The organism is Streptomyces sp. Ag109_G2-15 (genome assembly GCF_900215565.1).
GTDB classification, from domain to species: Bacteria; Actinomycetota; Actinomycetes; order Streptomycetales; family Streptomycetaceae; genus Streptomyces; species Streptomyces diastatochromogenes.
On sequence record NZ_OCNI01000002.1, the window covers coordinates 1,617,267 to 1,637,308 of the forward strand.

Annotated in this window: 22 protein-coding genes and 1 pseudogene; 17 read left to right on the top strand and 6 right to left on the bottom strand. The window is 69.3% G+C overall.

Features of this window, described 5'->3' with window-relative positions; genetic code table 11:
- Positions 1-20: 20 nt before the first annotated feature.
- Positions 21-494 carry a hemerythrin domain-containing protein gene (locus CRP49_RS43725; RefSeq protein ID WP_097258877.1) on the bottom strand — a complete coding sequence of 158 codons (474 nt, stop codon included), beginning with the start codon at positions 492-494 and terminating at the stop codon, positions 21-23.
- Positions 495-1,009: 515 nt separating this feature from the next.
- On the opposite strand from CRP49_RS43725, the gene CRP49_RS43730 reads away from it, so the two are divergent.
- From CRP49_RS43730 to CRP49_RS43745, 5 genes are all read left to right on the top strand, one after another.
- Positions 1,010-1,363 (top strand): STAS domain-containing protein, encoded by a 354-nt coding sequence (locus CRP49_RS43730; protein WP_097259344.1) that lies wholly within the window; start codon positions 1,010-1,012, stop codon positions 1,361-1,363.
- Positions 1,360-1,497: a hypothetical protein gene (locus CRP49_RS47590; protein ID WP_180360563.1), complete on the top strand. Its 138-nt coding sequence runs from the start codon at positions 1,360-1,362 to the stop codon at positions 1,495-1,497. The genes CRP49_RS43730 and CRP49_RS47590 overlap by 4 nt, the downstream gene beginning before the upstream one ends.
- A gap of 123 nt (positions 1,498-1,620) precedes the next feature.
- On the top strand, positions 1,621-2,301 hold the full coding sequence (locus CRP49_RS43735) for a HemK2/MTQ2 family protein methyltransferase (protein WP_097259345.1): 681 nt from the start codon (positions 1,621-1,623) through the stop codon (positions 2,299-2,301).
- Positions 2,282-2,494, top strand: coding sequence for a CDGSH iron-sulfur domain-containing protein (locus CRP49_RS43740; RefSeq protein WP_097258878.1), 213 nt, complete (start codon positions 2,282-2,284; stop codon positions 2,492-2,494). Before CRP49_RS43735 ends, CRP49_RS43740 begins: the two co-directional genes overlap by 20 nt.
- Positions 2,491-3,507: an iron-containing redox enzyme family protein gene (locus CRP49_RS43745; RefSeq protein ID WP_097258879.1), complete on the top strand. Its 1,017-nt coding sequence runs from the start codon at positions 2,491-2,493 to the stop codon at positions 3,505-3,507. Before CRP49_RS43740 ends, CRP49_RS43745 begins: the two co-directional genes overlap by 4 nt.
- Before the next feature lie 394 nt (positions 3,508-3,901).
- On the opposite strand, the gene CRP49_RS43750 is transcribed toward CRP49_RS43745, so the two are convergent.
- Positions 3,902-4,786, bottom strand: coding sequence for an SRPBCC family protein (locus tag CRP49_RS43750; RefSeq protein WP_097258880.1), 885 nt, complete (start codon positions 4,784-4,786; stop codon positions 3,902-3,904).
- Positions 4,787-4,790: 4 nt separating this feature from the next.
- Positions 4,791-5,564, bottom strand: a complete 774-nt coding sequence (locus CRP49_RS47415; RefSeq protein WP_179852043.1) for a histone protein — start codon at positions 5,562-5,564, stop codon at positions 4,791-4,793.
- 309 nt (positions 5,565-5,873) lie between these two features.
- On the opposite strand from CRP49_RS47415, the pseudogene CRP49_RS48720 reads away from it, so the two are divergent.
- A pseudogene (locus CRP49_RS48720) lies at positions 5,874-6,002 on the top strand (cyclase); the annotation flags it as partial.
- A gap of 54 nt (positions 6,003-6,056) precedes the next feature.
- Here CRP49_RS48720 and CRP49_RS43765 read toward each other — a convergent pair.
- Both CRP49_RS43765 and CRP49_RS43770 read right to left on the bottom strand, forming a co-directional pair.
- Complete coding sequence (locus CRP49_RS43765) at positions 6,057-7,646, bottom strand: NAD(P)/FAD-dependent oxidoreductase (RefSeq protein WP_097258881.1); 1,590 nt, start codon at positions 7,644-7,646, stop codon at positions 6,057-6,059.
- Positions 7,639-8,109 (bottom strand): SRPBCC family protein, encoded by a 471-nt coding sequence (locus tag CRP49_RS43770; protein WP_097258882.1) that lies wholly within the window; start codon positions 8,107-8,109, stop codon positions 7,639-7,641. The genes CRP49_RS43765 and CRP49_RS43770 overlap by 8 nt, the downstream gene beginning before the upstream one ends.
- A 457-nt stretch (positions 8,110-8,566) precedes the next feature.
- Here CRP49_RS43770 and CRP49_RS43775 point away from each other — a divergent pair, with 457 nt between their 5' ends.
- The 11 genes from CRP49_RS43775 (at position 8,567) to CRP49_RS43825 (ending at position 17,841) form a co-directional block, all read left to right on the top strand.
- Positions 8,567-9,235 (top strand): GAF domain-containing protein, encoded by a 669-nt coding sequence (locus CRP49_RS43775; RefSeq protein WP_257033835.1) that lies wholly within the window; start codon positions 8,567-8,569, stop codon positions 9,233-9,235.
- Complete coding sequence (locus tag CRP49_RS43780; RefSeq protein ID WP_097258884.1) at positions 9,210-9,770, top strand: hemerythrin domain-containing protein; 561 nt, start codon at positions 9,210-9,212, stop codon at positions 9,768-9,770. The genes CRP49_RS43775 and CRP49_RS43780 overlap by 26 nt, the downstream gene beginning before the upstream one ends.
- Before the next feature lie 226 nt (positions 9,771-9,996).
- Complete coding sequence (locus CRP49_RS43785) at positions 9,997-10,521, top strand: hypothetical protein (protein ID WP_097258885.1); 525 nt, start codon at positions 9,997-9,999, stop codon at positions 10,519-10,521.
- Positions 10,522-10,905: 384 nt separating this feature from the next.
- Positions 10,906-11,463, top strand: a complete 558-nt coding sequence (locus tag CRP49_RS43790; protein WP_097258886.1) for a hypothetical protein — start codon at positions 10,906-10,908, stop codon at positions 11,461-11,463.
- A gap of 32 nt (positions 11,464-11,495) precedes the next feature.
- Positions 11,496-12,032 (top strand): hypothetical protein, encoded by a 537-nt coding sequence (locus CRP49_RS43795; RefSeq protein ID WP_097258887.1) that lies wholly within the window; start codon positions 11,496-11,498, stop codon positions 12,030-12,032.
- 262 nt (positions 12,033-12,294) lie between these two features.
- Positions 12,295-13,542 (top strand): peptide ligase PGM1-related protein, encoded by a 1,248-nt coding sequence (locus CRP49_RS43800; protein WP_143670109.1) that lies wholly within the window; start codon positions 12,295-12,297, stop codon positions 13,540-13,542.
- Positions 13,543-13,768: 226 nt separating this feature from the next.
- Complete coding sequence (locus CRP49_RS43805; RefSeq protein ID WP_097258889.1) at positions 13,769-14,689, top strand: Rieske (2Fe-2S) protein; 921 nt, start codon at positions 13,769-13,771, stop codon at positions 14,687-14,689.
- 37 nt (positions 14,690-14,726) lie between these two features.
- Entirely contained in the window at positions 14,727-15,362 is a 636-nt protein-coding gene (locus tag CRP49_RS43810) for a hypothetical protein (protein ID WP_097258890.1), read from the top strand.
- Positions 15,363-15,683: 321 nt separating this feature from the next.
- Positions 15,684-16,748, top strand: a complete 1,065-nt coding sequence (locus CRP49_RS43815) for an aromatic ring-hydroxylating dioxygenase subunit alpha (protein WP_097258891.1) — start codon at positions 15,684-15,686, stop codon at positions 16,746-16,748.
- Positions 16,745-16,915, top strand: coding sequence for a hypothetical protein (locus CRP49_RS47420; RefSeq protein ID WP_097258892.1), 171 nt, complete (start codon positions 16,745-16,747; stop codon positions 16,913-16,915). Before CRP49_RS43815 ends, CRP49_RS47420 begins: the two co-directional genes overlap by 4 nt.
- Positions 16,912-17,841 carry a PDR/VanB family oxidoreductase gene (locus CRP49_RS43825; protein ID WP_097258893.1) on the top strand — a complete coding sequence of 310 codons (930 nt, stop codon included), beginning with the start codon at positions 16,912-16,914 and terminating at the stop codon, positions 17,839-17,841. The genes CRP49_RS47420 and CRP49_RS43825 overlap by 4 nt, the downstream gene beginning before the upstream one ends.
- 13 nt (positions 17,842-17,854) lie before the next feature.
- On the opposite strand, the gene CRP49_RS43830 is transcribed toward CRP49_RS43825, so the two are convergent.
- Entirely contained in the window at positions 17,855-20,032 is a 2,178-nt protein-coding gene (locus CRP49_RS43830) for a discoidin domain-containing protein (RefSeq protein ID WP_097258894.1), read from the bottom strand.
- Positions 20,033-20,042: the final 10 nt, after the last annotated feature.

Below are 20,042 nucleotides of genomic sequence, written 5' to 3' on the forward strand. Positions count from 1 at the left end.
GTATCGCTGCACCATGGAGGTCATTCGTGCGCGCTGGGCACCCGGAGCGGGTCGTGAGGAGCGTCGGGCTTGGCGGCGGCGAGTTGCTCGCCCAGTTCGCCCAGCCGGCTGCGGCCGAGAGCGGAGCGGACCTTGGGGAACCACTCCTCCTCTTCCTCCTCGACGTGGTGCCGCACATTCTCGATGAGAACGGTCATCTTGGCGTCGAACCGCTCGTCCTCGGGATCCAGGCCCGCCAGCTCGGAGAGCATCCACAGGACGACGTGGTGTTCCTCGACGCTCTCCAGTACGTGGTCGGTGGTGTCCGGCACGGCGGCACGTGCGGCGGGGTAGAAGATCTCCTCCTCGATCCAGGCGTGGACCGTCAGCTCCTCGATCACCTTGTCGGCGATCTTCCGCTTGGTCTTGTAGGCACGGTCCCCGGCCTGCTCGAACTCCTTGAACAGGTTCTCGACCGTCTGGTGGTCGTCCTTGAGCAGCACAATCGCGTCCATGGGCCCGCCTTCGTGTTGTCCGGCACGTCCCGCAAGGAGCGTGGGTGTTTCGCCGGTGGAAATGCCGAAAGCCGATCGGCTCCCACGCTCCGGTTACCCCGGGCAGTGCGTCCGACTCATCTGAAGCGCGCCTTTTGCCGCGTTGGTCACGTCGTGAACGGGGTGGGTGTACTGGCTGTAATCACTGCCGGTCAAGACGCACGTCCGCACCATGTCCCGGCTGCTGGTACGCCGTGGGTTGCGAAGTGAAAGCGAACTGCTGTGCGCCGACCTCGACGCGGCGTACGCTCAATCTGCGTCCTTGACCCCGGCGCTCCCCGTCGACAGACGGCGTCGTCCTTCGGCAAGCGGACCGGCTTCCCTGTTGTGTGCTCAGGTGGTTCTCCTGCCGGCGGTAGCACCGATCCCTCGGCGAACTCGCTGCTCACCTTTCGAGCGCGCCCGCACGGATGCGGCCTTTGCGGTGGCTTCGGTACGGGCGGGGAAGCCGAGACGCTGTGCAATTTGTGCATACGATGATCCGGTACCGAGGCAATGGCCGGGCGACCGTCGTCCTGGAGGGTGAGATCGATCGGACCACCGTTCCTGCCGTAGGCGCCGCCCTGGCGGCATGTTTGGCCAACAGGGTGACGGAGATCGACGTCGAGCTCGCCGCCGTCGGGTTCTGCGACGCCAGCGGTCTGAACGTCTTCCTCGAAGTCTCCCAGCACCTGGCCGCCTCGGAGGGCGAGCTGCGGCTGCACCATCCAGCCCCGGTGGTGAGTCGGCTCCTGGACGTCACAGGCACGGGGTTCCTCCTGGCAGAGGAGGACCCGGGCGTGGAACAGCCGCCGGCCGAGACAGCTCAGCCGTCCAGCGGAGCCGCATGATCAGCGATCGGATGGCGGAGATCCTGCGGCTGCTGCAAACCGAGGAGCCGGTCTGCGGCCGCGGCGCCCGGATGATCGTAAAAGTGTCCGCTCTGCCGTGTGAGGTCCATTTCGCCGGGCACTCGGAGCAGTGACGCATTGGTCGGGTGGGCCCTGCGAGGCTCGCCCGTGAGGCGCCCCCTCGCACTTGAGCCACCCACCGGGTGAGTCCGGTGACACGCTCGGGGCGCGAGCTGCGAGGTGTACGTGTGATCGACATGACGACCCGGAATGACAGCGAGGGCGGCTCGGTGCTGGCCCCGTGGCGGGTGTACGCCCCCCAGGACGACACCGAGTTGCTGACCCGGGCCATGGACCGGGAGCACCTGTCCGCGGGAGCCGCTGTCCTGGACATGGGAACCGGTGCCGGTGCCCTCGCGCTGGCCGCCGCCCGGAGAGGCGCCCACGTCACCGCTGTCGACAGGACCTACCGGGCGGTCCTGGCCACCCGACTCAACGCCCGGCTCGCCCGGCTGCCCGTCGAAGTCCTCCACGGTGACCTCTTCGGCCCGGTCGCCGGCCGCCGGTTCGACCTGGTCGTGAGCAATCCGCCCTACGTCCCGGCGCCCGGGCCCGTCCCGCGCCGCCACCGCGCCGCGGTGGCGTGGGACGCGGGTGCCGACGGACGCCTCCTGCTGGACCGGATCTGCCGCCGCGCGCACACGGCACTGGTTCCCGGCGGTGTGCTGCTGCTCGTGCACTCCGCGCTGTGTGGCATCGCACCGACCCTGGCCGCGTTGGCGCGGTCGGGACTCGAAGCCCGGGTGACCGACCGGCGTCTCGTGCCGTTCGGTCCGGTGCTCCGCTCGCGCCGGTCGTGGCTGCGCGAACGGGGGCTCGTCGACGCCGACGAGGAGAAGGAAGAGCTGGTGATCATCCGTGCCGAACGAACCCGCTGAACAGTCGCGCCGCGTCACGCTGACAAGCGACGGTCCGATCCTCGTGGAAGGACCGGTCGAGGTGGTGCTCGACGACGGGCGCACCGCGCGTTCGGACCGGTTCACCGTCGCGCTCTGCGTCTGCCGGCGCAGCCGGGCCTATCCCTGGTGCGACACCAGCCACCGCGCCCGGCAGCAGAGGCGGACCGCATGACCAGCACCGCACCGGCCGCCCACGACCGCGCCACCGGCCCCGCGCTGCCGCGCAGCAGGGGCGAACTCTCCCGTACGGTCCGCCGGGCCCTGACCCGTCCCGCCGGGACCCCGCTGCCACAGCGGGTGACAGCGGCGCACGCGGACCCGTACGGGGACGATCTGCAACTGGCGCTCTACCTCTGCTACGAACTCCACTACCGGGGCTTCGCCGGCGTCGACTCCGGGTGGGAGTGGGAGCCCGGCCTGCTGCGGCTGCGGGCGGAGATGGAGCACCGCTTCCTGTCCGCGCTCCGCGCCGACGCCGGCCCGCCCAGAAAGGCCGAAGAAGCCCTCGCGGACCTCCTCGTTGAACCCGTCGACGCCGACGGACCCTCCCACTTCCTCAAGAATCGAGGAGAGTTGTGGCAGTTCCGTGAGTACGCGGCCCAACGCTCCCTCTACCACCTGAAGGAAGCCGATCCGCATGCCTGGGTCATCCCGAGACTGACGGGACGCGCGAAGGCAGCGATGGTCGCCGTGGAGTACGACGAGTTCGGCGCCGGACGGGCCGAGCGCATCCACGCCCGGCTGTTCGCCGACCTGATGGCCGACCTCGAACTGGACACCACCTACGGACGTTACGTGGACACGACCGGTGCGCAGATGCTGACCAGCGTCAACCTCATGTCCCTGTTCGGACTCCACCGCGCGCTGCGCGGGGCCCTGGTGGGCCACTTCGCAGCCGTGGAGACCACCTCGTCACCCGGCTCACGGCGCCTCGCCCACGGGCTGCGACGGGTCGGTGCGGGCCCCGCCGCCGTCCACTTCTACGCCGAGCACGTGGAGGCCGACGCGGTCCACGAGCAGATCGTCCGCCGGGACGTCGTCGGCGGCCTCCTTGAAGCGGAGCCCGCTCTCGACGGGGACGTCGCCTTCGGTGTGGACGCCACCGAATGGACCGAGGAGCGGCTCGGCAACCATCTCCTCACCGCTTGGCGCGACGGCCGTACCTCACTGCGCACACCGTTGTGACCGCTCTCAACGCATCGGCTGGACAGGCGAACCCTGCGCGTCTGCGGTACGAGCGGAGTGCCTGGGTACCTGGGAACGGTGCCACCCTCTTCGTCTCGCACCAACTACCCTCTTCGTCTCGCACCAACTACTCGTCGGCTACGGCGCAGGGTGGGTGGTGGTCAGGGGCGCCCCGCGACGACATCCACGCCCATACGAGGCAGTCGAGGAGAGGGGCATCGCGATGTCTGCGCAGTCTCTTCTTCGCCGCCCGCAGCCCCGGCGCTGGCTCACCGGTTCGCCACGGCCCTGAACGCCAGGAATGCCCAGCACAATCCCTGCCCCTGGCACCCACCACAGTGGTCGCGCGACGCTTCCCCCACCCTGCCCGCATCGTCGTGACGTGGACCAGGGATTACTGGTTCTCCCCTTCGTCCTGCTCCTCTTCCTCCTCCTCGTCCTCTTCCTCGGGGTATTCGTCCTCGGTGTCTTCCTCGCCGGTGTCGTCCTCGACGTCTTCCTCTTCGCCGGCGGCCTCTTCTTCCTCGATGGCTTCTTCGTGGGTGCGGACCACTTCACCATCGCGGATTTCACCGCGCCAGCCTTCCGGTTCCTTGTCGGTCAAAGTGACGTAGCGCTGGAAGTGCTTGAAATCCAGCCGCAGGCGCCGCCCCTGAGCACGCCAGATGTTGCCGGTCTTCTCGAAGAAGCCGGAAGGGTAGTACTCGACGACCAGGACGATGCGCGTCAGGGTGGGAGTCAGTTCGTGGAAGCTGACGCAGCCGCGCGTGGTGCCCTTGGCCCCCTCCGAGGTCCACACGATGCGTTCATCCGGGATCTGTTCCTGGGTTGTGGCCTTCCAGCCGCGGGTGGAGGGCCCGACCTTCACCTTCCAGTCGCTGTCGGCGTCCTTGCCCTTGGAGGCGCTGCGGACGCCCTTGGTGAAGCTGCTGAACTTCTCGTACTGGGTCCAGTGGTCGTAAGCGTCGCGTATCGGTATGCCTACATCCAGCACTTCGATGATGTTCATGACCTTGGTGGTGCCGGACCCACGGCCCTTGCCACCTCCCCCGCCGCCGAACGTGTCTTTGATCTTGCCGAACACGTTGTCCTTGACGCTCGGGAGCACGCCGCCGTTCTCCGCCACGCCCGTGAGTCCGCAGGTGATGTCGCCCAGTTTGTCGCCGGCCTTGTCCGCCAGGTTCTCCATCTGGGCGCCCAGGAAGCCCTTGAACGCGCCGCGCAGCTGATCAAGTCCCGAGCTCTGCTCGCTCCCGGTGCCGCGTGCCGTGTCGGCCATGGGTCTACCTCCGCCGCCCGGGGGATGCCCTTTTCGCCGTCGTCTTCTTTGCTGCGGTCTTCTTGTGCGGAGCCGTGGACTTCCTCGCCGCTGGTGTCTTCTTCGCAGGCGCCGTCTTCTTCGCGGGAGTCGACTTCTTGGCCGGTGCCTCGCGAGCAGCGGCCTTCTCGGGACGACGCTCACGACCGCGACCGCGCCGGGCACCACTCCCGTCGTGGTCCGTGTCCGGCTTCCGGGCTGCGCGGCTGCGCCGGAGCGCCGGCTTTTGCGGCTCCTCCTCTTCTTCCGGCTCCTGCTCCTCCTCGGGCTCTTCCTCTTCGTCCTCCAGCTCCTCCTCGGGTTCTTCTTCCTCGTCCTCTTCGTACTCGTCTTCGGCTTGCTCTCCTTCTTCCTCCGGCTCCTCCTCTTCCTCCTCGTACTCGTCCTCCGGTTCTTCGTCTTCGTCCTGCAGCTCCTCCTCGTCCTTGCTGCCTATGCGCTCGGTGCGCTGGTGCAAGGAGTCGGCCAGATCGGCGAGCTTGCGGTCGGCGACCGCGCTCAGCGCTTTACGCCCTGCGTCCAGGGCCTCGCCACGGAGCTGCTCGTTGAGGTCGGCGAACTGGGGAAGCTCGCGCAACCTCTTGACTCCCTCCGTCAGCAGCTGTTGTGGTTCCAGCCCGAACCGACGGCCGGCGAGGTAGGTCGCCGCCCCGAACGCGACCCGTCCCTTCCTCGTCCGGCCCAGGACATACCCGCCGAGAACCGCGGCGGCAAGGGCGATCTTGGGTACATCAGCCATGAGATTTCCCTTTCAAATGGCTGGCGAGCAGATGTTCCGGCTGGCGTGTGACGCCTACGCAAGAGACCCGCACCTCGCAGGCGGAGGATCCGAATGGAGCAGCAGCCCGTGGGCGCGCTCATCACTCCGCTTCTCTCAGTCTGGGCGGCGACTCCAGCAGCCGCACGCGGAGAGCAGAACTTCACGGGACAGCCGCTGACTCGCCTCACTGAACCGGCTGTGGTTACACATGACGGAATAGCTGGTTCGCTCTCCTGCGCGCACTCTCCCTGCGCCATCCCGCTCGCCCTGATCCTGGGCGTCTCCCCGACCCACTCGGGCTTCTTCGAGAAGACCGGCAACCTGTGGCGCGCCCAAGTCCGCCGTTTGCGGCTGGACTTCAAGAACTTCCAGCGCCACGTCACGTTCGCCGACGAAGAGTCGGCCGGCGTTCCCGGACTCTCACACCCGAACCACCCATCACACCCACCAGGACTTGTACTGCCAGGCGGTTCAGAGCCGTTGTGCACGGTGGAGGAGGGTGTGCAGTCCGTAGGGCCGCAGGGCGGCTCGGGCGGCGTTCGCTCCCGGAGCTCCGTGGACTCCTCCGCCGGGGTGGGCGGCCGCGGAGGCGAGGTAGAGGCCCTTGACGGGCGTCTCGGGCCGGCCTGTGCCGGGAACGGGGCGGAAGATCGCCTGCTGGTGCAGGGCGGTGGTGCCGTTGTTGATGGCACCGTTGTGGAGGTTCTCGTCCATGGCCTGAAGGGTGGTGGGAGCCAGGATCCGGCGGGCGAGGATCCGGGCGCGGAAGCCGGGCGCGAACCGCTCCACCTGGGCCTCGATGCGGTCCGCCATGGCTTCCTGTTCGCGGGCGTCCCAACGGCCGGTGATGCGGTCGGGGCCGGCGTCGGAGGTGATGCGCTGCGGGACGTGGGTGTAGGCCCACGCCGACTCCGTGCCGGCGGGTGAGCGGCTGGGATCCGCCGTGGTCATCTGTCCGAACAGGGCGAACGGCTCGTCGGGGACCTGTCCCATGGCGATCTGCGAGGCGAACCGGGTCAGGCTGTCCATGCCGTCGGCCACGTGGACCGTCCCCGCACCGGCGGCCTGCGGGGCCGTCCACGGCACCGGGCCGGTCAGCGCCCAGTCGACCTTGAAGGTCGCGAAATCCCACTGGAAGCGCTCCAGGTCCCGCAGGAGGCGGGAGGGAAGGTGTTCCTCGCCCACGAGCTCCCGGTACAAGTCTGGCGCCGACGTGTCGGCGAGCACGGCGCGCCGCGCGCTGACGGTCTCCCCGCCGGCCGTCCTGACGCCCACTGCCTTGCCGCCCCGTACGACGACGGACACGACGCGCTCTCCGCAGCGCAGGACGCCCTCGCGGTGCCGTAGCCGGCTCACGAGCGCCGCGGTCAGGGCGCCGGCACCGCCGACGGGTACCGGGAAGCCGTGGCTCTGTCCGAGCATCGACATAAGCCAGCCGAATCCGCCGCTGCCCACCGCCTCGGGAGCCAGGTCGGCGTGCAGGGCGTTCCCGGCCAGCAGGAGCCGTCCTGCCTCGCCCCGGAACTCCTCGTCGCCCAGGCGGCGCACCGGCAGGGCCAGCTTCCGGGCCAGCCGCAGTCCGCCCGCGGCCCGCAACCTCGCCGCCAGACGGAGCCCCGGGCGGACCGGCGGGAAGGGCGTGAACATGGCCTGCACCAGGTCCTGCCCGACACGGCTCCACACCTCGTACATGTCCCGCCAGGCATCACCATCACCCGACGCGAACACCTCCAGCCCCGATGCGGTCTCCTGCACGCGGCGCTCCAGCACGGCGCACCTCCCGTCCCTTAACGGGTGGGCCAGCACGCGCGGGGCATGGCTCCATCGCAGCCCCTCCGCGGCGAGATCCAGGCGGGCCAGGACCGGGGACACGGCGGCCAGCGGGTAGAAGGCGCTGAAAAGATCGGAGACGTAGTCGGGATGGACGCCGCGGTCGCTGCGCACCGCACCGCCAGGCTCCTGCTGCGCCTCCAGGACTTCCACGCTCCACCCGGCATCCGCGAGCACATTGGCCGCCACCAGCCCGTTGGGCCCGGCGCCGATCACCACCGCGTCAGGCATGGCGGGCCCCGGCGTGATCCTGCTCGACGGAATCCTGTTCCACGAGCCTGGCCAGGCGGGCCAGCATGCCCCGGTGCCGCAGCAGGAACAGCGCTTCACTCATGGCGTTGTGGAGGGTGCCGCCCAGGCCGCGCAGGGGATGCTCGTCACAGATGACCAGGGTTTCCTCCTCACCCCACGGCCTGAGCTGGAGGAAGATCCTCGCAGTGCCCAGCTTCTTGAACGAGGCTTCCAGTTCCAGCTCACTTCCGGATTCCTGGTGACGGACAGTCGTCACCCCGTCGGCCGACCAAGGCCCCAGCCGCACGGTGTAGCGGAGCCTGGATCCGACAGCCGGCCAGGTCTGGTCGAGCGGCACGGACTCGGAAGGCCCCACCACCCACTCCCCGTAACAGGCCGGATCCGCCAGCACCGCCCATACCGCGTACGGGGGACGCCGGATCAACTGATGGTGGACGGCCATGGAGGGGCCCCTTCCACGGGAACGGTCGATGTGCCGCCCAGCCGCGTCACGCGGCACTCGGCGCCTGCCTGTGTTCGTGACGGCGCTCGCACTGGGCTGGAACACTCGGGCACGGCTGACGTCTTCATCCGCCATGCGGCGTCACGGCCATGGTGCGCGCACTCGCATGCCCTCGCATCTCACCCAGGCCGGAGGAGCCTCCGTGGAAGGTGCGCCTCGGCCTCCGCCGGCGAACTCCGTCTGCGCCTGCCCGCCCGGTACCGAAACAGCGGCCTCGACCGAGCACCGGTCAGCACGCCCCCGCTGTTCTACGATGCCGTTGAGAACGGCCTCGGGCGGTGGTACCGGAGGGCAGATGGCGGAGCAGATCCGGAAGCCCAAAACGGAGACGGGCCCGGACGCCGCACGGCAACAGGCGGTGCGACTAGCCGGTCTTTCGTCCGCCCCCGATACCGACATGGACCGGTTCGCCCTGCTGGTGACACGACTGCTCCGCGTGTCCGTGGCCCTCGTATCACTCATGGAGCGGGACAGGGTGATCCTGCCCGGGATGACAGGTCTGCCCGAACCCCGGGCGGGCAGGCGCGCGCTGCCGCCGTCGCATTCGCTGTGCCGGTACGTGGTGGCCTCCGGGCAGCCACTGATCGTGCCCGATGCCCGTGCCGACGACCGGTTGCACACCGACCCGGCGATCGCGGCCCTCGGGGTGATCGCGTACGCCGGAATGCCACTCACCGACGCCGACGGGCTCGTCCTGGGATCCGTGTGCGCCCTCGCCCACAAGCCCCGGACCTGGACCGACGGGGAACAGGGTGACCTGGCTGACCTCACCGCGGCCTGCTCCGCCGAACACCGACGGTACGAGCCGGGGGGCGAGATCAGGCGAGGTGCCACCTGGCGGCGCTCCGGCGGGCGGCCGAGGTACGTGCCGCGGGGGTGCTCACTGAGCTTCCCGCGCTCGCGGCCGAGATGGTCTGCGACATCCGGCCGACCGGGTGGACCTCGCGCAGAGCGGCGCCGGCTCCACCCGGACAGGGAACCACTGTCTGCTGGGCGGGACGGACCCGGCCCAGAGGCGACCAGCGAGAGGCGGACAGGCGATGGGGCACGGCGGAGACGCGCTTGAGGAATTGATGACCGACCACCGGGAGGTCGAGGAGATGTTCGCCCGGATCCAGGAGATGGCGGGCGGCGGGCAGGAACTCCGTGATCTCGTGGACGACGTCACGATCGAACTGGTACGGCATTCGGTCGCCGAGGAGCAGTACCTGTACCCGGCGGTGCGCGAGCACATCGACGGCGGCGACCGGATCGCGGACAAGGAGATCGCGGATCACGGCCGGGTCGAGAAGCTCCTCAAACAGTTGGAGGGGACGGACACCGAGGACCCCAAGATGAGCCCGCTGCTGCAGCAGCTCATGGACGAGGTCGCCGCCCACGTCCAGGACGAGGAGAACGACCTCTTCCCGATGCTGCGCCGGTCCTGCTCTCCCGAGGCGTTGAACGACCTCGGGGACAAGATCCGCCGGGCCAAGTCCATGGCACCGACCCGTCCGCACCCCTCAGCCCCCGACACCCCTCCCGCGAACAAGCTCCTCGCTCCGGGCGTCGGCCTGGTGGACCGGGCCCGCGACTTCATCACCGGCCGTGGCAAGTCCTGACCCCCGCAGGCCCTACGGCGGGTGATACGAGCTGGTTCCAGGCCGGACCGCATGCCTTCGGTCCGGCCCGGGCCCCGGACGGGCACCCTGTGACGCGGCTCATTTCCTCTTCCGGGCCGACTGCCTACGCTGTTACGCCACGAGCGGGGCAGCGCGGCTCCGCGAAACAGCTCGCGGGACCGATCGACCGGGCACAGGCGAGCACGTTCCCAAGGGACCGACCGCCGTGACCGATGATCCGACGACCGACGATCTGGCACCTGTCATAGCCGCCTCCGCCCGCTGGCTGCTGACCGCCTACCCCGCCCCCGCCGGCGCGCTCAGCCGGGCGCTGGCCGAGGCTCAGGCCCGACAGGCCGCCACGCTCGCCGCCACATTGCGTTACCCCACCAGCCTCGACGTGCAACTGCTCCACCTGCTCGCACCCAGCGGATCCCATCGGCTGGACTGGCTCACCGGACGCGACACGCAGCCCGACGAAACCGCGTGGCGGACCTGGGTCGACGAAACCGTCGTCAGCTGGGCAGCCTGCCTCCTGGCCGACCCCACCCTGGCCGCCCGCGCCCAGCAGGCCCTCCCCATGAGCGAGCACCACCCCGCCGGCGGCCTGCGACGGCTGACCGACCCCGGCCAGTGGGACACCGAAGCCGCCGCTCTGCTCCGCCATCCCGACCTGCTCGAGACCATAGCCGACCTGCACCGGCCCCAGCTCATGGAACTGCTCAGCGTCGACAGCGCCGAACTGCCCTGATCTCGCCCTCCGGCTTGCCCCGAGCGCCGGACTCGCTGCCCTCAGCGCCCGAGGGTCTGCTGCTGGGCCGGGCATCGACGATCTCACCAGCCAGGGCAACGGCGCCTCCGGATCGGAGTCGATCACCGGCCCGGTGAACGCTCCGTTCACGGACCGGGTGGCCCGCACCTCACGCTGGAACCGCGACCGGAACTCAGGCCGCCGCAACAGCCCGGCGTGCACCACCTTCACTTCCGTGAGGGTGCCGCCCGCGTGGGACACATGTGGCACCGGCCACCTGACGTCGATCGCCGCACAGAGCCGATCGGCATAAAAGGGATGAAAGGCTGATAGGCGGGCACTCGGAAGACGTGAATCCCTACTTCCACGAGGAGCGTCTAGCCCATGTCCACGGGAACGCTTTTGGCAATCATCATTGCGATCGTGGTGGTGCTCGCCCTGGCCGCTGTCGCGGTCTCACTCATGAGGCGACGCCGTCATCTCCGTGATCGCTTCGGCCCGGAGTACGAACGGACCGTCGAGGAGTCCGACGGCCGGCGCGCCGCCGAGCGTGAACTCAGGGAACGCGAGAAGCGGCACGATGCACTGGACATCAAACCGCTCCCCCCGGTCTCGCGTGACCGCTACACACGGGAATGGAGCAGCGTCCAGGAGGAGTTCGTGGACCGGCCGCAGGACGCGGTCCACGACGCGGACCGGCTGGTGACCTCCCTGATGCACGAGCGCGGCTACCCGACCGAAGGGTTCGACCAGCAGATGAAGGACCTCTCGGTAGAACACGGGCGCACCCTCGAGCACTACCGCGCCGCACACGAGGTGGAATCCCTCAGCACCCACAGCCGGGCGACGACCGAGCAACTGCGGGGTGCCATGGTGCACTACCGCGCGCTGTTCGACGAGTTGCTCACCGACGGCGGCCGGGCACAGCCCGCCCGTTCCTGATGCCGGCCCCGACCCGGCATGGAGGAAACACCATGCACAGCAACGACGACACGGGCCGCACCACCGGCGGCCTGACCACCGAGGATCTCGCACAGCCCTCCGGCGCCACCACCGGGACGCCCGCAGAAACAGAGGGAGCCTCCGAGGGAGCCCCGATGTACCCAGGTGAGAGTACCGCGACGCCGCAGACACGGAACCCGGCCGACGAGGCCGACGGGGACCGGTCCGCTGCCGGATCCGACGCGCCGGCCGCCGCCACGGACGCCGCGCCTGCCCCGGACACCTCGGACGACGACGAGGCTCCACAGCTGCTCACGGAGGACGAGGACCAGGGCTTCCGTGACCGCTGGCAGAAGATCCAGAACAAGTTCGTGGACGACCCCCGCGAGGCCGTGCAGGACGCCGACGCTCTCGTCGCAGACGTCATGCAGACCCTGGCCACCACGTTCGCTCAGCACAAGAAGGACCTGGAGGACCAGTGGGGGCAGGGCGAGCAGGTCGACACGGAGGAGCTGCGCAGGGCTCTGCGTCGCTATCGCTCCTTCTTCAACCGGCTGCTCACCACGTGAGACTCCTTCCGCTGTCCGTCCGACCCGGTCGCCATCGCCCGGGTCCAGGTCCTCACCCAGTCCACGTCCGCGACCACTGACATGCCGCGGTCCACCGCTGAGGCAGAGGGCGCACCGCTTCAGAAGGGGGCAGTTGCACTTTCGTCGGTGGGGACACCAGTACCGTGGGCTCCCAACGCCCCAACACCCGAGACAACTCCAGGCAGGCAGCTTGCGCCGCTTCACGGGTAGACATGGCAGGGCGGAGCCCCAGCGCACTCCTTTGATCGTTTACGCGAACTTCCACTCCGACCTCGCCGTACACCTGGCTGCCCACGAGGTATTGGATCGCTGGGCAGAGCATGCCTCGCGCGAAATCTGGCTGACACGGCCCGGGGACGTACTGGTCACCCCGGTCCCGTTGAGCCTCGCGTTCCGACGCTACGCGGGCGAACTCACCGCAACACCACATGAATCCGTCACCGTCCTCAACGTACCCCCAGTGGCCGGAGCCCCCTTTGCGGAAGCCGTGCATCGTACCGGTCTCATGGGCACGCTCCGTTCCCTCGCGGCGACCCGGCCAGGCATACAGTTGCTTCCCATCGCGCTGGACGTCTCGACAGCCGGACTCGCCGCTCAACTGGGCGTGCCCGTGGCCCCATATGGGCCCAGGGGCATCACCCCAGGCGCCCTGAGCATCGCGTACCACCTGAACACGAAAGCAGCATTCCGGGCGCTTGCCGCCGACCTGGGAATACGCATACCGGCCGGGCGGTGCTGCGACGGTACCGAACTCGAAGGTGTCGTGAGTGCGATGCTGACCCGCCACAAGCGCGTTGTGGTGAAGCCGAACCGGTCCGCCGGGGGGTATCAACTGCACTTTGTCACCCGCACCGAGCCCTGGTCGGCACCGGGCCCGCTGTCCGGCGAGTGGGTGGTGGAGGAACATCTCGACGCGGCCCGTTCCCTGAGCGTCCAGATGGATGTGCGCAAGACCGGTCCGCGCGTGGTGTTCTGCGGCGAGATGCATACAGCGGGCGGCGCATACGACGGCTACTTCTCGCCCGTGGAGAAGAGTACGGATGCCACGACGAAGGAGCTGACACGATGGGCATCGGCGCTGGGCAGCCATCTGGCCGGGCACGGTTACGCCGGGAGCTGCGGGATCGATGCGGTTCTGGACCCGCGAAGTCGGCTGTTCGCCACGGAAAGCAATGTCCGGCGGACCGCAACGACTGCGCCACACGCCCTGGTGGACCGCCTCAGCCGTGCCGCGGGCCTTCGCGAGCCCGCATGGCTGCTGGCGACAGGCCGGTCACGAGCACCACATACCTTCACCGCGGTCGCTGAGCTGCTACGGGAGGCAGGGCTGGCCTGGACACCGAGCCGGGCCGAAGGAGTTGTGCTGTACAGGGACACGGCCTCCGACGGCCAAGCCTGGCCCTACGCCGTGATCGCGGCAGGTCACAGAAGGGTGAGAGAGCTGCAGGCGCAACTCGGCGACGTCATGCAGTTCGACGCCCCGTCGTGAGACGTCGCTCAAGCTCCCATCCCAGGGGGCAACGGGCGCGCCACGAGCGGAGTACTGCGCGGGTCACACTCGAAGCCGGTGCAGACGGCCGGCCGGCAACTCCTCCGGTCAGCGATTACTCTCCTCAAGCCGCTCGGTCATCGCGTCGAAGGCCAGATCACGAGGCGTTTTCGGCTTCGGCAGAGGCCGGCTGATTACGGCACGGTCAAGTGGCTACTCGGAGCACATGAGACTCAGCACCCTCCCCCGCCGAATTCCCCCGGCGGCCAGAGGGCTCCTGCCCGAAGCAGGAGGCCCTGGCCATGTCCTGAAAGCCGTCGACCGCTTGGAACGCTTCTCCGGCGCCGACAAGCTGCTCGCGGTCGTGCAGCGGATGGTGCAGGCGGCTCCACTCGGCCGGGCCAGAGACGGTCTGCACGGGCGCTGGCTGGGTCACCCGGTACACCCACTGCTGGTCCAGATACCCCTCGGCAGCTGGTTGTCGGCCGCGGTGCTCGACGCAATGCCGGGCCAGCGAACCGCGGTGCGCACATTGATCGCCACCGGCCTGCTCGCTGCAGCCCCGGCCGCGGCGTCAGGCTGGGTGGACTGGGCGGAACTGAACCCCCGCCAGATGCGCGTCGGCATCGTCCATGCCGCAGTGAACATCACCGGTGTCGCCCTGTACGTCACATCCCTGACCGCTCGTCTGCGCGGGCATGAAATCTCCGGCAAGATGTACGGCTGGGCGGGGCTCGGCGTCATGGGTATGGGTGGTGCGCTCGGCGGCCACCTCGCCTACCGACTGGCAGCCGGCGCCAACCATGCCGAAGCCGTCCCGCAGCTGGTGGAGCCGGGCTGGCACTACGTCGCCGACCTGTCCGACCTTCCGCAAGGCCGACCGACGCACCGTGATCTCGACGGCGTGGCCGTGGTCGCCGTCCGCCAGCCGGGCGACAGGGTGCACGTGCTGGCCGAACACTGCAGTCACCTGGCGGGCCCGCTGTCACAGGGCACCCTGGAAGACGGCTGCCTACGCTGTCCCTGGCACGGCAGCACCTTCCGGCTGACCGACGGCTGGAACATCACTGGTCCGGCCACCGCACCCCAGCCCGCCTTCGACACCCGCATAACCGACGGCAAGGTAGAAGCACGGCTCCGCACCTGACACCGACCCAACGGGCAGCGCCCCCACTGGCACCCCATTGGCAGCGCAGGCACGACGACAGCCGTACCAATTCAGTTCACCCGCCTGCAACAGCGGGCGCGCGGGAGCGACGCATCTCCATCGACAGACACCCCAGCCCCGCGCCGCTCTCTTCGAGGAGTACGTCGGCCGCCAGCTCCGCCTGATACCGGATGCTGAGGTCATCGGTGAGATCACCTACCGGGTCAGGCGCGACGAGCTGCTCAGCGTCGACTGGATCGTCGTCCTCGACGACCTCGTGCTGCTGGTGGAGGTCAAGTCCATGATGCCGACCGAGAACGCCCGGCTGGGCCTGGAAGAGGGAGTGGCAGAGACCGACGGCAAACTGGCCCGCGCCTACCGACAGGTCAACACCACCACGGTCGTCGGCGCCCAGGAGATCGAACGCCTGGTGACCCTGACCGACATCACGCCCAGCTCGCTGCTCCTGGAACGGGCCGCAAACCCCCAGCGCTCCACCTGGGCGCTCAACGAATGCCTCACCGGACACGAAGGAGGCCGCAACCCGGTCCTTGATCAGGGATGGGCGTCCTCCCCCTGGGCGACAGCCCGGCTGCCATCCGTCCCGGAGCGGTTCACAGGCGATCAGCCCGAATACAACGGAGCCGTCAGCACGAGCACCAATCCACCCTGACGAGCCGCACGACGAAGCCCCGACCGACGGGGCTTCGTCGTGCTGTCAGGTGTCACGCGCGAATCACAGACCCCGTGGACAATCCGGATCATTCCAGGGCCCACTCGTTGCAAATCATCGGTGCTGCAGCGACACGGGCCGCAGGCGAACAAGAGAAGACACGACGGCATCCACCGCTGACGTCGAGCACCGAGGCGTATCCAGATCAACCCTCTGAACAGGCCTTTTACATCGAACCTTCCGTGAGGCGGAAGCCGTATTGCGCCCCCGTGACGCCCTTCCGGACGATGTCGCCACCACCCAACGACGGGAGCCGCAGCCATGCCTCACATGACCGCCTTCGCCAGGAACCAGTGGTACGTCGCCGCCTACAGCGAGGAGGTCGGGCGCGAGTTGCTCGGCCGGACGATCCTCGGTGAGCCGCTCGTGTTCTACCGCGCCGAGGAGGACGGCGTCCCGGTCGCCCTGTACGACCGCTGTGTGCACCGGCGTTACCCGCTCTCCGAGAGCGGCCTGTTCGGCGACCGGATCGTGTGCGGGTACCACGGGTTCACCTACGACCGCACCGGCGCCTGTGTGCACGTGCCGGGCCAGAACCGTGTGCCGCGCACCGCCCGTGTCGCCGCCTACCCGCTCGTGGAGCAGGACTCGCTGGTCTGGGTGTGGATCGGCGACCCGGCCCTCGCGGACCCGCGGACGATCCCCCGGGCCCGGCACCTGGACGCGCCGGGCTGGGTGACGGTCCGGGGCATGGAGCCGATCGACGCCGACTACGGCCTGCTGGTGGACAACCTGCTCGACCTCTCCCACGAGACCTATCTGCACGGCGGCTACATCGGCACCCCGGAGGTGGCCGAGACGCCCATCACCACCGAGGTGGACGAGGGCGCGGGCGTCGTCCGGGTCAGCCGGCACATGGACGACGCCGAGTGCCCGCCGTTCTACGCCCGTTCTACCGGTATCGAGGGCCGGATCACCCGCTGGCAGGACATCGAGTACCACGCGCCCTGTCTGTACCTGCTGCACAGCCGCATCGCCCCGGTGGGCGTCGTACCCGAGCCGGACGGCAGCGACCCGAACGGCTTCCACACCGAGATCACCTACGCCATCACGCCGTCGTCTCAGGGGAAGGTGTACGACTTCTGGGCCGTCTCCCGGGACTGGGCGACCGGGGACGCCGAGGTCACCGAGTTCCTGCGGGGCAACAACCACACCGTGGTGATGCAGGACGTGGACGCGCTCAACCTGCTCCAGCGCACGCTCGGCACCGAGCGCACCGGCTACCAGGAGCTGAGCATCAACATCGACACCGGCGGTCTGGCCGCCCGCCGCATCCTGACCCGGCTGGTCGAGGAGGGTGCCAAGCCCGTGGAGAAGGTCCAGTGAGCACACCCACCGGGGAGATCTACCGCATCGACTGGCTGCCCGGCACCGACCTGCTGCACGGCACCTGCCACTGCGGGGCCCAGCACACCGCGCAGGATCCGGTCGAGATGTGGGAGTGGATGCTTGGGCATCCCGAAGGGCACCGGCCGCAGGGGGCGTCGCGATGAACGAGTTCGAAGTCGTCGTCGACGCGAGGGAGTTCGCCGCCGACGGCGTTCTCGCCCTGACCCTGCGCGACCCCCTCGGCGGGGACCTGCCCGTCTGGGAGCCCGGCGCGCATGTGGACCTGCTGCTCGGGCCCGGACTGGAACGGCAGTACTCGCTGTGCTCGGACCCGGCGGACCGGTCCGCGTGGCGGGTCGCGGTGCTGCGGGAGCCGGCCGGGCGGGGTGGATCGGCTCATGTGCACGGCCAGTTGGGCGTGGGCGACAAGATACGGGTGCGGGGGCCGCGCAACCACTTCCGGCTGGAGCCCGCGCCGCGCTACCGGTTCGTCGCGGGCGGCATCGGCATCACCCCGATCCTGCCGATGCTCGCGGCGGCCGAGGCCGCGGGCGCCGAGTGGTCCCTGCTGTACGGCGGCCGCAGCCGCGGCTCCATGGCCTTCACCGCGGAGCTGGCGCGCTACGGCGATCGGGTCGCCCTCGCCCCGCAGGACGAGAGCGGGCTCCTCGACCTGGGCCCGGTGCTGGACGAGATCCCCGACGGCACCCTGGTCTACTGCTGCGGTCCGGCGCCCCTGCTGGACGCGGTCGAGGAGCGCTGCCCGGGCGGGGCGCTGCGGGTGGAGCGGTTCCAGCCGAAGGCTCAACAGGGCGCTGCCGACGGTGAGTTCGAGGTCGAGCTGGCGCGCAGCGGCCGTACTCTCGTCGTCCCGGCGGACGTCTCCGTGCTGGACGCGGTGCGCGGCGCCGGGGTCGAGGTGCTGTACTCCTGCACCGAGGGCACCTGCGGTACCTGTGAGACGGATGTCCTGGACGGCGACCCGGATCACCGGGACTCGGTCCTCACTGAGGAGGAGCGGGCAGCGGGCGAGACGATGACGATCTGCGTGTCCCGGTGCCAGGGCGCTCGTCTGGTGCTCGATCTGTGACGCTCGGGCCGGGTCAGGAGGTGAGGTAGGCCTCCACCTCGCTGAACTGCCCGGCCGGCCAGCCCGTGTTGGCGCTGACGCTCAGGCGCAGGTAGCGCAGGTTGGTGCTGCCGGGCAGGGAGACGGTGGCCGTGTTGCCGGTGGCCGGGTCGAAGCGGTAGCCCTGCGAGCCGACCACGGTCGAGTAGGCCGAGCCGTCGGTGCTGCCGAGCACCGTGATGGTCTGGGTGCGGGCGCCCCAGGCCGAGGACGGGGGCAGCTTCAGCACCAGTCGGCGGACCGCGTAGGACGAGCCGAGGTCGACCGTCCAGGACTGCGGGAAGGCGTTGTTGGTGGACTCCCAGTAGGAGTTCGCGTCGCCGTCGACCGCCTTGCCGGGGGTGTAGACGTCCTGGGAGCCGGTCGCGGTGGCCGGGCGGCCCTTGGCGAGGTTGCGGTTCGGGTCGGGGTCGGGATTGCCCTGGCCGGGCTGGGGCCAGGTGGAGCAGTCCGTCCAGGTGCTGGACCAGCCGGAGTTGCCGCCGCCGTCGGTGAGCGTGAAGGAGCCGGAGTTCGCCGGGTAGGGGCAGTTGTAGATGCCGGCGGCGCCGACCTGGGTGGCGGTGACGTTGCGGAAGGTGGCGGCGCCCTGAGCCTCGGCCTGGACCACGACCGTCCCGGTGTTCTTCACGGTCGCCCCGGTCACGTTGACGCTCCTGACCGGATACCCCTGCCCGCCGCCGGAGACGAACTCGAAGGCGCTGTAGGGGCTGTCGGTGATGGTCGTGTTGGTGATGTTGACGGTGGCGTTGATCGCGCTGTCGTAGGAGTCGACGCGCAGCGCGCCCATCGGGTGGTTCCAGTTGGGGTTCATCGCGCCGGCGCGGACGAGGGTGTTGCCGTCGACGGTGATGGTGCCGGACAGGGGGTTGAAGGGGTCGAGGAACTTCTGGTTGGAGATCGCGATGCCGCTGCCGAGGGCGTTGGTGTCGGAGATCAGGTTGTTCTTCACCGAGATGTCGGTGCCGCCGTAGACGGCGATGCCGTTGGCGAGGTTGGGCTGCGAGATGGTGTTGTTCTCGAAGCTGGAGTTCGTGTCCGGGGAGTACAGCGACCACATGGCGAGCGCGTCGTCGCCCTGGTTGCGCAGGAAGTTGTTGCTGACCCGGACGCCCTTGGCGGTGCCGTTGAGGTTGAGGCCGTCGGCGGTGGTGTCGAGGATGCGGTTGTTCTCGACGACCAGGTTGTCGTTGTTGCCCATCAGCCAGAGGCCGACCTTCATGTGCTGGATCCACATGCCGGAGACCGAACTGCCGGGCCCCAGTGAGCCGTTGACGAAGTTGTCCGGGCTGGAGTCGACGCGCTCGGTGACCTCGCCGATCACCGCGAAGTCCTTGATGTGCACGCCTCCGGAGGAGCTGGACTGGTCGATGAACCGGGAGGTGTGCACGACCGAGTACCAGCTGCCCGCGCCCTGCAGGGTCACGTTCTGGACCCCGCCCAGGGAGGAGGTGATCCGGTAGTCGCCCGGCGGGATCCACACCACTGAGCCCTGGGCCGCGGCGATGGCGTCCCGGAAGGCCTGGGTGGAGTCGCCGTTGCCGCTGGGGTCGGCGCCCTTGGACACGACGGACACCGAACCGGCGGGCTGGGCGGCGGCCGCGGCGACCTGCTCGAAGTCGGCGACGTCCACGGTGACCTGGGTGCCGGTCGACTCGAAAGCGATCTTGTCGCCTGCCTGGACGTTCTGCCCCAGCAGCAGCCGGGCGTTGTCGAAGAAGTGGTGGGTCTTGGCTCCCGGGATCCAGCCGGTGTCGATGTAGGAGTACTTGGAGGTCACCGGGAGCGTCTTGGCGAGCTTGGTGCCGTTGACGTAGACGTTGAGCGAGCCGGACTGACCGTCCGGGACGCTGTAGGCGACGTTCACGGCGTTGGACGCACGCGGCACGGTGAACTCCACCCGCTGTCCGGAGGTCAGCCGTACGGCCTGCCGGCCGGAGGCCTCCGAGGCGAGCGTGCCCTGGGTGTAGTCGGGGCCGATCTTCGTGCCGGTGGTGCTCGCCGACTCGGCCTCGACGGAGGTGAAGGGGAGCGTGGCGCCGGCGGCCGCGTGGGCGGCGGGGGCCACGGCGACGAGCATGCCGGCGGCGAGGGCGATGACCGCCCCGATCGCTGGCATGCGCCTGACATGTCTGGCGGTGCTGCTGTGCATGTGCTGATCC

Excerpts from the sequence above, each read along its gene's own strand:
- CRP49_RS43790 (WP_097258886.1), top strand. The coding sequence starts at position 10,906 with ATGTCCACGGGAACGCTTTTGGCAATCATCATTGCGATCGTGGTGGTG.
- CRP49_RS47590 (WP_180360563.1), top strand. The coding sequence starts at position 1,360 with ATGATCAGCGATCGGATGGCGGAGATCCTGCGGCTGCTGCAAACCGAG.
- CRP49_RS43750 (WP_097258880.1), bottom strand. The coding sequence starts at position 4,786 with ATGGCCGACACGGCACGCGGCACCGGGAGCGAGCAGAGCTCGGGACTT.
- CRP49_RS43745 (WP_097258879.1), top strand. The coding sequence starts at position 2,491 with ATGACCAGCACCGCACCGGCCGCCCACGACCGCGCCACCGGCCCCGCG.
- CRP49_RS43780 (WP_097258884.1), top strand. The coding sequence starts at position 9,210 with ATGGGGCACGGCGGAGACGCGCTTGAGGAATTGATGACCGACCACCGG.
- CRP49_RS43735 (WP_097259345.1), top strand. The coding sequence starts at position 1,621 with ATGACGACCCGGAATGACAGCGAGGGCGGCTCGGTGCTGGCCCCGTGG.
- CRP49_RS47415 (WP_179852043.1), bottom strand. The coding sequence starts at position 5,564 with ATGGCTGATGTACCCAAGATCGCCCTTGCCGCCGCGGTTCTCGGCGGG.
- CRP49_RS43805 (WP_097258889.1), top strand. The coding sequence starts at position 13,769 with ATGAGACTCAGCACCCTCCCCCGCCGAATTCCCCCGGCGGCCAGAGGG.
- CRP49_RS43730 (WP_097259344.1), top strand. The coding sequence starts at position 1,010 with ATGATCCGGTACCGAGGCAATGGCCGGGCGACCGTCGTCCTGGAGGGT.
- CRP49_RS43725 (WP_097258877.1), bottom strand. The coding sequence starts at position 494 with ATGGACGCGATTGTGCTGCTCAAGGACGACCACCAGACGGTCGAGAAC.
- CRP49_RS43825 (WP_097258893.1), top strand. The coding sequence starts at position 16,912 with ATGAACGAGTTCGAAGTCGTCGTCGACGCGAGGGAGTTCGCCGCCGAC.
- CRP49_RS43815 (WP_097258891.1), top strand. The coding sequence starts at position 15,684 with ATGCCTCACATGACCGCCTTCGCCAGGAACCAGTGGTACGTCGCCGCC.
- CRP49_RS43770 (WP_097258882.1), bottom strand. The coding sequence starts at position 8,109 with ATGGCCGTCCACCATCAGTTGATCCGGCGTCCCCCGTACGCGGTATGG.
- CRP49_RS43795 (WP_097258887.1), top strand. The coding sequence starts at position 11,496 with ATGCACAGCAACGACGACACGGGCCGCACCACCGGCGGCCTGACCACC.
- CRP49_RS43775 (WP_257033835.1), top strand. The coding sequence starts at position 8,567 with ATGGACCGGTTCGCCCTGCTGGTGACACGACTGCTCCGCGTGTCCGTG.
- CRP49_RS43830 (WP_097258894.1), bottom strand. The coding sequence starts at position 20,032 with ATGCACAGCAGCACCGCCAGACATGTCAGGCGCATGCCAGCGATCGGG.
- CRP49_RS43765 (WP_097258881.1), bottom strand. The coding sequence starts at position 7,646 with ATGCCTGACGCGGTGGTGATCGGCGCCGGGCCCAACGGGCTGGTGGCG.